Origin of the sequence: Pseudomonas sp. BRM28, assembly GCF_002939405.1 — a bacterium.
Classification (GTDB): Bacteria; Pseudomonadota; Gammaproteobacteria; order Pseudomonadales; family Pseudomonadaceae; genus Aquipseudomonas; species Aquipseudomonas palmensis.
Window position 1 is genome coordinate 352,934 of the sequence record NZ_PEFV01000001.1, and the last position, 12,116, is coordinate 365,049.

Sequence of the window (12,116 nt, forward strand, 5' to 3'; positions counted from 1 at the left end):
ATCAATTCATCGATATTGCAGGAAGACGTTCTCACGCCCGAACTGGTCACGCAGGGCCTGAATCAGTCCGTCCGCGGGGTCGATGCGCCAACCTTCGCCAAACTGCAGCAGGGCGCGCGCATCGTTGCCGGTGTATTCCATGCTGATCGGGCACGCGCCGCGATGGCGCTTGAACAGCTCGCCCAGCCACGCCAGGCGGTCGCCCTTGAGGGCGTCGGCATGGATCTTCAGGCGCAGGCTTTCGGCCAGGTTGGTACGTGCATCTTCCATGCTCATCACGCGCTTGACCCGCAGGCGCAGGCCACCGGAGAAGTCGTCATTGCTGACCTCCCCTTCGACCACCACCATCGCGTCGGTCTGCAGCAACGGCTGCGCGGCCATGAACGCATCGGCAAACAGCGACGCCTCGATGCGCCCGGAGCGGTCGTCGAGGGTCACGAAGCCCATCTTGTCGCCCTTCTTGTTCTTCATCACGCGCAGCGCAATGATCATGCCGGCCACGGTCTGGGTATCGCGGGCCGGCTTGAGGTCGATGATGCGCTGACGGGCGAAACGGCGGATCTCGCCTTCGTACTCGTCGATCGGGTGGCCGGTCAGGTACAGGCCCAGGGTGTCCTTCTCGCCGCGCAGGCGTTCCTTGAGGGTCAGCTCGCGGGCGTTGCGGTGGTTGGCATAGACGTCGGCGTCGGCCTCCACGAACAATCCGCCGAACAGGTCCGAGTGCCCGCTGTCGTGGGTGCGTGCGGTCTGTTCGGCCGACTTGATCGCCTCTTCCATCGCCCCCAGCAGCACCGCGCGATTACGGTCGATGTTGGCCTGGTAGGCCTTGATCTCGTCGTGGAAGAACGGCCCCAGGCGATCCAGTGCACCGCTGCGGATCAATGCATCGAGGGTGCGCTTGTTGATGCGCTTGAGGTCGACCCGCTCGCAGAAGTCGAACAGGTCCTTGAACGGCCCGCTGCTGCGCGCCTCGACGATCGCGTCGACAGGGCCCTCGCCCACGCCCTTGATCGCGCCCAGGCCATACACGATGCGGCCGTCGTCGTTGACCGTGAACTTGAAGTCGGAGGTGTTCACATCCGGTGCATCGAGGCGCAGCTTCATGCTGCGCACTTCCTCGATCAGGGTCACCACCTTGTCGGTGTTGTGCATATCCGCCGACAGTACCGCAGCCATGAACGCGGCCGGGTGATGGGTCTTGAGCCAGGCGGTCTGGTACGACACCAGGCCGTAGGCGGCGGAGTGGGACTTGTTGAAACCGTAACCGGCGAATTTTTCCACCAGGTCGAAGATGTTGCCCGCCAGGTCCGGGTCGATGTTGTTGGTGGCGCAGCCTTCGATGAAACCGCCACGCTGCTTGGCCATTTCCTCGGGCTTCTTCTTGCCCATCGCCCGGCGCAGCATGTCCGCACCGCCGAGGGTGTAGCCGGCCATCACCTGGGCGATCTGCATCACCTGTTCCTGGTACAGGATGATGCCGTAGGTCGGCGCCAGTACCGGCTTGAGGCCTTCGTACTGGTAGTCGGAGTGCGGGTAGGCCAGCTCGGCGCGGCCGTGCTTGCGGTTGATGAAGTCGTCCACCATGCCCGATTGCAGCGGGCCCGGGCGGAACAGTGCCACCAGTGCGATAAGGTCTTCCAGGCAGTCGGGCTTGAGCTTCTTGATCAGCTCCTTCATGCCGCGCGACTCGAGCTGGAATACCGCAGTGGTCTCGGCCTTCTGCAGCAGGTCGTAGGTCTTCTTGTCGTCCAGCGGGATGAAGTCGATGTTCAGGTCCGGCAGGCCGGCCTTGGCCTGCTCGCGGTTGATCGTCTCCATCGCCCACTTGATGATGGTCAGGGTACGCAGGCCGAGGAAGTCGAACTTCACCAGGCCGGCCGCCTCCACGTCATCCTTGTCGAACTGGGTTACCAGGCCGCCGCCCTCTTCGTCACAGGCAATCGGCGAGAAGTCGGTGAGTTTGGTCGGCGCGATGACCACGCCACCGGCGTGCTTGCCGGTGCCCCGGGTAACGCCCTCGAGCTTGAGGGCCATGTCCCAGATTTCCTTGGCATCCTCGTCGGTCTTGAGGAAGTCGCGCAGCATTTCCTCCTGCTCGTAGGCCTTCTCCAGGGTCATGCCGACTTCGAACGGAATCATCTTCGACAGGCGGTCGGCCAGGCCGTAGGACTTGCCCTGCACCCGCGCCACGTCACGCACCACCGCCTTGGCCGCCATGGTGCCGAAGGTGATGATCTGGCTCACCGCATTGCGCCCGTAGGCATCGGCCACGTACTCGATCACGCGGTCGCGACCGTCCATGCAGAAGTCGACGTCGAAGTCGGGCATCGAGACCCGTTCAGGGTTGAGGAAACGTTCGAACAGCAGGTCGTAGGCCAGCGGGTCGAGGTCGGTGATCTTCAGCACGTAGGCCACCAGCGAGCCGGCACCCGACCCCCGGCCCGGACCTACCGGCACGCCGTTGTTCTTGGCCCACTTGATGAAGTCCATAACGATCAGGAAGTAACCGGGGAAGCCCATCTGGATGATGATGTCCAGCTCGAACTTCAGCCGGTCGAGGTAGACCTGGCGCTTCTCTTCATAGTTGGGCGTGGTGTCCTTGGGCCAGAGCACCGCCAGGCGCTCTTCCAGGCCTTCATGGGACACATGGCGCAGGTATTCGTCGATGCCCATGCCGTTGGGCGTGGGGAAGTCGGGCAGGAAGTGCTTGCCCAGCTGCACCTCGATGTTGCAGCGCTTGGCGATCTCGACCGTGTTGGCCAGGGCGTCGGGCAGGTCGCTGAACAGCTCGGCCATTTCTTCCGGGCTTTTCAGGTACTGCTGGTCGCTGTAGTTGCGCGAACGCCGCGGATCGTCCAGTGCACGGCCTTCGCCGATGCACACCCGGGTTTCGTGGGCGTCGTAGTCGGTCTGCTTGATGAAGCGCACGTCGTTGGTGGCCACCAGCGGCGCGCCCAGGCGGTCGGCAAGGGCCACGGCGGCGTGCAGGTACTCTTCGTCGCCGCTGCGGTTGGTGCGCTGCACCTCGACATAGAAGCGATCGGGGAACATCGCCATCCAGTCGCGCAGCAGGGCCTCGGCTTCCTGCGGGTTGTTGCCCAGCAGTGCCATGCCGATATCGCCTTCCCTGGCCGCCGACAAGGCGATCAGGCCCTCGCTGGCCGGGGCGATCCACTCGCGTTCGATGACCACCACGCCATTGCGCTGGCCGTCCATCCAGCCACGGGAGATCAGCTCGGTGAGGTTGCGGTAGCCCTTGGCGTTCATCGCCAACAGGCAGATGCGCGACAGCGGCAGGTCGGGGTCGGCGTTGGACAGCCACAGGTCGGCCCCGCAGATCGGCTTGATCCCGCTGCCCATGGCGGTCTTGTAGAACTTGACCAGCGAGCACATGTTGCTCTGGTCGGTGACGGCCACCGCCGGCATGTTCATCCCGGCCAGGGCCTTGACCAGCGGCTTGATCCGCACCAGGCCATCGACCAGCGAGAATTCGGTGTGCAGGCGAAGATGAACGAAAGAAGCCGACATGATGATCCTATAGCAGCACAAAACAACAAGGCCCGGATTGTACCGGGCCTCGATCAAAACTACAGCCTGCGCGGGAGCGGTCAGGCTGAACGGGGGTTGCCTCTACACCGGCAACAGGCCGTTGGCCTGCAGGCCACGGGCCTCGAATGCAGCCCGTACCGGGGCGAACGAGCGCCGGTGAATCGGCGTGGGGCCAAGCCGGGCCAGGGCTTCAAGGTGCAGCGGGGTCGGGTAGCCCTTGTGCCCGCCGATGCCGTAGCCAGGGTAGATCAGCTCGAAGGCAGCCATTTCCCGGTCACGGGTCACCTTGGCCAGGATAGAGGCCGCAGCGATGGCCGGCACCTGGCTGTCACCCTTGACCACCGGCGCCGATGGCACGTTGAGCTTGGGGCAACGGTTGCCATCGATCAGTGCCAGCTTGGGCGTGATGTGCAGGCCTTCGACCGCGCGCTGCATGGCCAGCATGGTGGCATGCAGAATGTTCAGCTGGTCGATCTCGTCGACCTCGGCGCGGGCGATGTGAAAGCTCAGGGCCTTCTCGCAGATCTCGTCGAAGAGCTTTTCGCGGCGCGCCTCGGTGAGTTTTTTCGAATCGTTCAGGCCCAGGATCGGCCGGCTCGGGTCGAGGATCACGGCAGCGGTCACCACCGCGCCACACAGCGGGCCGCGGCCGACTTCGTCAACCCCGGCGACCAGGTCTTCGACCAGGTTGAAATCCAGTCCGATTTGCATTTATCGATGTTCCAGCAAGGCCAGTACCGCGTCGGCTGCCTGGTTGGAGGCATCGCGGCGCAGGGTACGGTGAATCTGATCGAAGCTCTCGGTCTGCTGCTCGCCACCATTCACCAGTGGTGCCAGGGTCTGCGCCAGGGCCTCGCTGGTGGCGGCCTCCTGCAGCAGTTCGGGCACCAGCAGGCGCTGGGCCAGCAGGTTGGGCAGCGATACATAAGGGCTTTTGACCAGGCGCTTGAGAATCCAGTAGGTCACCGGGGCCACACGGTACGCCACCACCATGGGTCGCTTGAACAACAGCGCCTCCAGGGTAGCGGTGCCCGAGGCGATCAATACCGCATCGCAGGCCGCCAGGGCCTGGTGCGACTGGCCGTCGAGCAGGGTCAGTGGCAGGTCGCGGCCTTCGAGCATCTGTTCGAGCTGGGCACGGCGCACCGGGTTGGCGCAGGGCGAGACGAAGCGCACCCCCGGCACCAGCTCGCGAAGCCGCTGTGCGGTATCCAGAAACAGTGCACCCAGGCGCCCTACTTCGCCGCCACGGCTGCCTGGCATCAGCGCCACCAAGGGGCCGTCGGGCAGGCCCAGTGCTTCACGCGCTGCAGTGCGGTCGGCCTGCAGCGGGATGGTATCGGCCAGCGGGTGGCCGACGAAACGCACCGGCACGCCCTGTTCTTCATAGAACCGCGCCTCGAACGGAAACAGCGTGAGCATCAGGTCGCAGCCTTCGCGGATCTTCAGCACGCGCTTCTGCCGCCAGGCCCATACCGAAGGGCTGACGTAGTGCACGGTCTTGATGCCGGCCTGGCGCAGTTTCAGTTCGATGTTGAGGGTGAAGTCGGGCGCATCGATACCGATGAACACGTCCGGCTTCTGCTCGATCAGCGTCTGGATCAGCAGCTTGCGGCGCTTGAGCAGCTCGCGCAGGCGACCCAGCACTTCGACCAGGCCCATGACGGCCAGGCGCTCCATGGGAAAGTAGGAGCTCAGCCCCTCGGCTTCCATCAATGGGCCGCCGACGCCGATAAAGCGTACCTGCGGATGGCGGGCCTTGAGTGCACGCATCAGGCCGGCGCCAAGAATATCGCCGCTGGCTTCGCCTGCCACCAGCGCTACACAGAGTGGCGCCATGTCAGCGGGTGATGCCGCGGGCGGAGTTCTGGATCGACTTGACGAACAGGTCGACCTCGGGGAACTGCTGGGCGGGCTCGGCCAGTTCGGCGATGGCCTGGTCGACCGTCAGGTTCTGGCGATACACCACCTTGTAGGCGCGGCGCAGGGCATGGATAGCTTCATCGCTGAAACCGCGACGGCGCATGCCTTCGAAGTTCATGCTGCGCGCCTCGGCCGGGTTGCCGAACACGGTGACGAAGGCCGGCACATCCTTGCCGATGGCGGTACCCATGCCGGAAAAGCTGTGGGCGCCGATATGGCAGAACTGGTGCACCAGGGTAAACCCGGACAGTATCGCCCAGTCGCCCACATGCACATGCCCGGCCAGCGCGGTGTTGTTGACCAGGATGCAGTGGTTGCCGATCACGCTGTCGTGCCCGATATGGGCATAGGCCATGACCAGGTTGTGATCACCCAGGGTGGTTTCGCTACGGTCCTGCACGGTGCCACGGTGAATGGTCACGCCTTCGCGGATCACGTTGTGGTCGCCGATCACCAGGCGCGTCGGTTCACCCTTGTACTTGAGGTCAGGGGTGTCTTCGCCGACAGAGGCGAACTGGTAGATGCGGTTGTGCTTGCCGATGCGGGTCGGCCCTTTGAGAATCACATGCGGACCAATCACGGTCCCTTCCCCGATCTCGACCCCGGCACCGACGATCGACCATGGGCCGACCTCGACGCCGTCGGCAATCTTTGCCGATGGATCGATGATTGCCCGAGGGTCAATCAAACTCATAGTTTGCGTTCCGCGCAGATGATCTCGGCCGAGCATACCGGCTTGCCGTCCACCGACGCCTGGCACTCGAACTTCCAGATCTGGCGCTTGCAGCTGATGAACTTGGCTTCGAGGATCAGTTGATCACCCGGCAGCACCGGCTGGCGAAAGCGCAACTTGTCGGAACCGACGAAGTAGTACAGGGTACCGTCCGCGGGTTTGACGTCCAGCATCTTGAAACCGAGGATGCCGGCTGCCTGGGCCATCGCTTCGATGATCAGCACGCCGGGCATGATCGGGTGCGCCGGGAAGTGACCGTTGAAGAAAGGCTCGTTGATGCTGACATTCTTGTAGGCACGAATGCGCTGGGCCTCTACGTCCAAGTCCACCACCCGGTCCACCAGCAGGAACGGGTAACGGTGAGGCAAATATTCGCGAATCTCGTTGATGTCCATCATTTCGGGGGGAAGCCTGTAGTAAAGATAGGGAGCGCGCACGTTCGAGCGGCGCTCCTTTAGCAAATCAAGGAGCGCAGTCTAGCGGCTGGGCGCTCTTGATCAGGAAATGGTATCAGCCTTCTGATGAAGCTTTGTCGCCCGAGGTCACGGCCTCGAGTCGCTTTTCCACTTGTTGAAGACGTTTGGCCATCTCATCCAGCTGGCGAATGCGCGCGGCACTCTTGCGCCACTCACCCAGCGGCTGCATGGCCGTACCGGACGAATAGGCACCTGGCTCGGTGATGGAACGGGTGACCATGGTCATCCCGGAGACGAACACTCCATCACACACATCAATATGCCCGACCATGCCGACACCGCCGGCGATGGTGCAATGCTTGCCGATCTTGGTGCTGCCGGAAATACCGACACACGCGGCCATTGCCGTGTGGTCGCCGACCTGTACGTTATGGGCGATCTGGATCTGGTTGTCGAGTTTCACGCCATTGCCGATACGGGTATCGGCCAGTGCACCGCGGTCGATGGCGGTGTTCACGCCGATCTCGACATCGTCTCCGATGCTCACGCCGCCGATCTGGGCAATCTTCTGCCATACGCCCTTTTCATTGGCGAAACCGAAACCTTCACCCCCCAGCACGGCGCCGGATTGGATCACCACACGCTTGCCGATATGCACATCGTGGTACAGCGTGACGCGCGGGGCCAGCCAGCCGCCTTCGCCGATCACGCTGCGCGCACCGATGAAGCAGTGGGCACCGATGGTCACGCCAGGGCCGATCTGCACCCCGCTCTCGATCACTGCACAGGCACCGATGCTGGCGCTGGCATCGACCTGTGCGTCTGCAGCCACCACGGCGCTGGGATGAACTCCCGCCACAGCCCTGGGCTTTGGATCGAACAGGTGGGAAACACGTGCGTAGGCCAGGTAGGGGTCTGCAACGATCAGCGCGTGACCGGCAAAGCCCTCGGCATCGGCAGCCTTGAGCAGGACCGCAGCGGCCTTGCTCTCAGGCAGGAATTTGCGGTACTGCGGGTTGGCCAGGAAGCTCAATTGTCCCGGGCCAGCCTCGTGCAGGGTCGCAAGGCCAGTGATGTCGAGCTCCGCCGGGCCACTGAGGGTGGCCCCGAGGAACTCGGCCAGCTGGCCGAGTTTCATGGTCGCAGTCATGTTCAACGGGACTGGTTCATGCGCTCGATGACCTGGCGGGTGATGTCGTACTGAGGCTTGACATCAATGACCGCGCCACGCTCGAGTACCAGGTCGAAAGCACCCTTCTTGATCACTTCCTCCACTGCGCCGTCGAGCTTGGGCTTGAGCTGCTTGAGCATCTCGCGGTCGGCAACGGCCTTGGCTTCGTTCAGCTCCTTGGACTGGAACTGGAAGTCACGGGCCTTTTGCTTGAATTCAAGCTCCAGACGCTCGCGCTCGCCCTGGGCCATCTTGTCGCCACCCTTGACCAGACGGTCCTGGATGCCCTTGGCGCTGCTTTCCAGGTTTTTCAGCTTGGTCAGTTGCGGGCCGAATTTCTTCTCCGCATCGACCGCGTACTTCTTGGCCGCGTCCGATTCCAGCAGCGCCATCTGATAGTTCAGGACGGCAATTTTCATCTCGGCAAATGCCGGGGTCGCGATCAGGGTCGCAGCCAGTACAGCCAGTTGAGTCAACTTACGCACGATGCACTCCTACAGAATCCGTTGTCGTTTACGCGGGGCAGACCCTTAGAAGGTCTGGCCCAGAGAGAATTGGAACACCTGGGTATCGGCATCGTCCGGCTTCTTGACCGGCATCGCCAGGCTGAAGCTCAACGGGCCCAGTGCAGTAATCCAGGTCACGCCCAGGCCGACCGAGCTGGCCAGGCCGCTGAGGCCGACCTTCTCGCAATCCGGCTTGGAGCCGCAGTTGGTGTCGAACACGTTACCCACGTCCCAGAAAACCGAGGTGCGCAGCGAACGCTGGTCCTTGACGAACGGCAGTGGGAACAGCAGTTCCACGCCGCCCTGCACCAGCACGTTGCCGCCGAACGGCAGTGGGTCCTGGTCCGGGTCGCGCGCAGTGCCAGGGTTGTTGCCTTTACTCGGGGTACTGCGCGGGCCCAGGCTGCTGTCCTTGAAGCCACGCACGGAGTTGAAGCCACCGGCGTAGTAGTTCTCGTAGAACGGCAGACCCGAGGTGCCGCCGAAGCCGTCGCCGTAGCCCAGCTCGGTGTGCAGACGCAGGGTGTAGTCGTTGTTGATCGGCTTGAACAGCTGGCCACGGTAGTCAAGCTTGAAGAACGACAGGTCGCTGCCCGGGGTGGTCGCCTCGAGCACCAGGCTCTGGGAGTGACCACGGGTAGCCAGCACGCCCTTGTTCAGGGTGGACTCCGACCAGCCGGCCGATGCCTTGAAGTTCAGGTAGTTGTCGCCTTCCTTTTTGACGAAGTCGAAGATCTCGTCAACGGTGTAGCGACCGGTCTTGATCTTGTCCTGCTGGGCGGTGAGGCCGAAGGTCAGGCGCGAAGTCTCGCTGATCGGGTAGCCGACGCTGACGCCCGCACCCAGGCTGTCCACCGCATAGCTGGCCACGTCGACGTCGAGGTCGTCGTAGTCGGTGGTGCGGTAGAAGGCGTTGTAGCCAAGGCTCACGCCATCGGCAGTCCAGTAGGGGTCCACGAAGCCGAAGTTGTAGCGGCTCTGGTATTCGGAACGGGTCAGGCCGATGGAGACCTTGTTACCGGTACCCAGGAAGTTGTTCTGGCTGATCGAACCACCCAGGATCAGGCCGGCGCTCTGCGCGAAACCGACGCTGGCGGTGATCGAACCCGATGCCTGCTCTTCGACGCTGTAGTTCACGTCGACCTGGTCGTCGGTGCCCGGTACGGCCGGGGTCTCGACGTTGGCTTCCTTGAAGAAGCCCAGGCGCTCGAGGCGGGTCTTGGACTGGTCGATCAGGTAGGTCGATGCCCAGCCACCTTCCATCTGGCGCATCTCGCGGCGCAGCACTTCGTCCTCGGACTTGGTGTTGCCACGGAAGTTGATGCGGTTGACGTAGGCACGCTTGCCCGGGTCGACGACGAAGGTGATGTCGACGGTGTGGTCGTCATCGTGAGGCTGCGGCACGCCGTTGACGTTGGCGAAGGTATAGCCTTCGTTGCCCAGGCGGCGGGTGATCAACTCGGAGGTGGTGGTCATCACCTTGCGCGAGAACACCTGGCCAGGCTGCACCAGCATCAGTGCCTTGACCTGGTCTTCCGGCACCTTCAGGTCGCCGGACAGCTTGACGTCACGAACGGTGTACTTCTCGCCCTCGTTGACGTTCACGGTGATGTAGACGTGCTTCTTGTCCGGGGTGATCGACACCTGGGTGGAGGCGATGTCCATGTTGATGTAGCCGCGGTCCAGGTAGTAGGAGCGCAGGCGCTCGAGGTCACCGGACAGTTTTTCGCGGGCATACTTGTCGTCGTTCTTGAAGAACGACAGCCAGTTGGTGGTCTTGAGTTCGAACAGGCTGGCCAGCTCGTCGTCGCTGAACTTGGTGTTGCCCACCACGTTGATGTGCTGGATGGCAGCGACGGTGCCTTCGTTGATCTTGATTTTCAGACCTACGCGGTTGCGCGGTTGCGGCACCACCTCGGCGTCGACCTCGGCCGAGTAGCGCCCTTGGGCCACGTACTGGCGCTGCAGCTCGTTGCGCACACCTTCGAGGGTGGCACGCTGGAAGATTTCACCTTCGGCCAGGCCCGACTGCTTCAGACCCTTCATCAGGTCTTCGGTGCTGATGGCCTTGTTGCCTTCGATCTCGATGCTCGAGACGGAAGGACGCTCGACCACGGTTATGATCAGGACGTTGCCGTCGCGACCCAGTTGGATGTCCTGGAAGAAGCCGGTCTTGAACAGCGCACGGGTGGAATCCACCAGGCGCCGATCATCGGCCTCGTCCCCAACGTTCAATGGCAAGGCGCCGAACACGCTGCCCGCGGAAACCCGCTGCAGACCATTGACACGAATATCGGAGATGGTGAAGGACTCGGCGTGAACTTCAGCGATCATCAGTACGGCGAGAACCGCAGTTAGCAGCAGACGTTTCATGAAGTCCTTTCTTATTCCAACTGGCAATAAACGACCCACCGCGGGACGCGGCAGGTTCGCAATTGAGCGAAGCGTTACAGTCGACCCAAATCGTTGATCAGGGCAAGCAACATCACCCCGACTACCAAACTGATACCGATCTGGACCCCCCAACCTTGCACCCGATCCGAAAGCGGACGACCACGCGCCCATTCGATCAGGTAAAACAGCAAATGCCCCCCATCCAGTACAGGAATGGGCAGCAAATTAAGAACCCCCAGGCTAATGCTCAGGTAGGCGAGGAAATTCAGGAAATCCCCAACGCCGGACTGGGCCGAAGCGCCCGCCACTTTAGCAATGGTTATCGGTCCGCTCAAGTTTTTTACCGAGAGCTCGCCGAACAGCATTTTCTTCAGCGAATCGAGGGTCAGCACGCTCATGTTCCAGGTGCGCGAAACACCCTCGCCCAGGCCCTGCAGCGGGCCATAACTGACCTCGCGCAACATGGCCGCAGGCCACTCCACCGGCGCCACGCCCGCCCCCAGGTAACCACTGGCATTCTGGCCTTCGCCACGGCTGGCGAGGGTTACCGGCAACTCCAGCGTCGCCCCGTCACGCGCCACGCTCAGCACGATGCGGCTGCCGGCACGGCCGCGCACGGTGTCCACCACCTGCTGCCAATCGTCAAGCGCCTTGCCGTCGAGTGCCAGCAGGCGGTCGCCGGTTTTCAGACCGGCGGCCTGGGCCGGCCCCTTGGGATCAAGTTCGGCCAGCACCGGCACCAGCGCCGGGCGCCATGGGCGGATGCCCAGGGAGCGGATCGGGTCGGGCTCGTCGGCACCCTTGAGCCAGGCATCGAGCTTGAGCACATGGCTGCTGTCGGTGCTGGCACCCTCTTCACGCACGCTGACCTGCAGCGCGCCGCTTTCACCCAGCCGGCGCACCAGCTGCAGGTTGACCGCTGCCCAGCCGTTGGTCGGCTTGCCGTCGACCGCGACGATCTCCTGGCCGGCGCTAAGGCCTGCGGCAGCCGCCAGGCTGCCAGCCTCGACCGCGCCGATGACCGGCCGCGCCTGCTGGCTGCCAAGCATGGCCAGTGCCCAGAAGAACACGATGGCCAGCAGAAAGTTGGCGATGGGGCCGGCGGCGACGATAGCGATGCGCTGGCGCACGCTCTTGCGGTTGAACGACTGCTCCAGCTGGTCGGCAGGCACTTCGCCTTCGCGCTCGTCGAGCATCTTCACGTAGCCGCCCAGGGGAATGGCGGCCACCACGAACTCGGTACCATGGCGGTCATGCCAGCGTACCAGCGGCATACCGAACCCTACGGAAAACCGCAAAACCTTGACGCCGCAGCGCCGCGCCACCCAGAAGTGACCGAACTCGTGAAAGGTGACCAGCACGCCCAATGCGACCAGGGTGCCGATAATCATGTAGAGCGCACTCATGTCTTTCTCCGAATAGCG

The 12,116-nt window shown here is 63.1% G+C and carries 9 protein-coding genes; all 9 read right to left on the reverse strand.

The window, feature by feature from the left end; all coding sequences use genetic code 11:
• Window positions 1–6: 6 nt before the first annotated feature.
• Window positions 7–3,528 carry a DNA polymerase III subunit alpha gene (gene dnaE, locus CR917_RS01715; RefSeq protein ID WP_058541490.1) on the reverse strand — a complete coding sequence of 1,174 codons (3,522 nt, stop codon included), beginning with the start codon at window positions 3,526–3,528 and terminating at the stop codon, window positions 7–9.
• Window positions 3,529–3,630: 102 nt separating this feature from the next.
• Window positions 3,631–4,260, reverse strand: coding sequence for a ribonuclease HII (gene rnhB, locus CR917_RS01720; RefSeq protein WP_054914999.1), 630 nt, complete (start codon window positions 4,258–4,260; stop codon window positions 3,631–3,633).
• Window positions 4,261–5,388, reverse strand: a complete 1,128-nt coding sequence (lpxB, locus tag CR917_RS01725) for a lipid-A-disaccharide synthase (protein WP_104571828.1) — start codon at window positions 5,386–5,388, stop codon at window positions 4,261–4,263.
• 1 nt (window position 5,389) lies between these two features.
• Window positions 5,390–6,166 (reverse strand): acyl-ACP--UDP-N-acetylglucosamine O-acyltransferase, encoded by a 777-nt coding sequence (lpxA, locus tag CR917_RS01730; protein ID WP_043863262.1) that lies wholly within the window; start codon window positions 6,164–6,166, stop codon window positions 5,390–5,392.
• Complete coding sequence (gene fabZ, locus CR917_RS01735) at window positions 6,163–6,603, reverse strand: 3-hydroxyacyl-ACP dehydratase FabZ (RefSeq protein WP_038613986.1); 441 nt, start codon at window positions 6,601–6,603, stop codon at window positions 6,163–6,165. The genes lpxA and fabZ overlap by 4 nt, the downstream gene beginning before the upstream one ends.
• Before the next feature lie 112 nt (window positions 6,604–6,715).
• On the reverse strand, window positions 6,716–7,771 hold the full coding sequence (lpxD, locus tag CR917_RS01740; protein WP_043863261.1) for a UDP-3-O-(3-hydroxymyristoyl)glucosamine N-acyltransferase: 1,056 nt from the start codon (window positions 7,769–7,771) through the stop codon (window positions 6,716–6,718).
• 2 nt (window positions 7,772–7,773) lie between these two features.
• Window positions 7,774–8,277, reverse strand: coding sequence for an OmpH family outer membrane protein (locus CR917_RS01745; RefSeq protein ID WP_043863260.1), 504 nt, complete (start codon window positions 8,275–8,277; stop codon window positions 7,774–7,776).
• A gap of 45 nt (window positions 8,278–8,322) precedes the next feature.
• On the reverse strand, window positions 8,323–10,671 hold the full coding sequence (gene bamA / locus CR917_RS01750) for an outer membrane protein assembly factor BamA (RefSeq protein WP_043863259.1): 2,349 nt from the start codon (window positions 10,669–10,671) through the stop codon (window positions 8,323–8,325).
• Window positions 10,672–10,745: 74 nt separating this feature from the next.
• Window positions 10,746–12,098 (reverse strand): RIP metalloprotease RseP, encoded by a 1,353-nt coding sequence (gene rseP, locus CR917_RS01755; RefSeq protein WP_054915001.1) that lies wholly within the window; start codon window positions 12,096–12,098, stop codon window positions 10,746–10,748.
• Window positions 12,099–12,116 lie beyond the last annotated feature (18 nt).

Excerpts from the sequence above, each read along its gene's own strand:
- rnhB (WP_054914999.1), bottom strand. The coding sequence starts at position 4,260 with ATGCAAATCGGACTGGATTTCAACCTGGTCGAAGACCTGGTCGCCGGG.
- bamA (WP_043863259.1), bottom strand. The coding sequence starts at position 10,671 with ATGAAACGTCTGCTGCTAACTGCGGTTCTCGCCGTACTGATGATCGCT.
- lpxA (WP_043863262.1), bottom strand. The coding sequence starts at position 6,166 with ATGAGTTTGATTGACCCTCGGGCAATCATCGATCCATCGGCAAAGATT.
- fabZ (WP_038613986.1), bottom strand. The coding sequence starts at position 6,603 with ATGATGGACATCAACGAGATTCGCGAATATTTGCCTCACCGTTACCCG.
- lpxB (WP_104571828.1), bottom strand. The coding sequence starts at position 5,388 with ATGGCGCCACTCTGTGTAGCGCTGGTGGCAGGCGAAGCCAGCGGCGAT.
- rseP (WP_054915001.1), bottom strand. The coding sequence starts at position 12,098 with ATGAGTGCGCTCTACATGATTATCGGCACCCTGGTCGCATTGGGCGTG.
- lpxD (WP_043863261.1), bottom strand. The coding sequence starts at position 7,771 with ATGACTGCGACCATGAAACTCGGCCAGCTGGCCGAGTTCCTCGGGGCC.
- dnaE (WP_058541490.1), bottom strand. The coding sequence starts at position 3,528 with ATGTCGGCTTCTTTCGTTCATCTTCGCCTGCACACCGAATTCTCGCTG.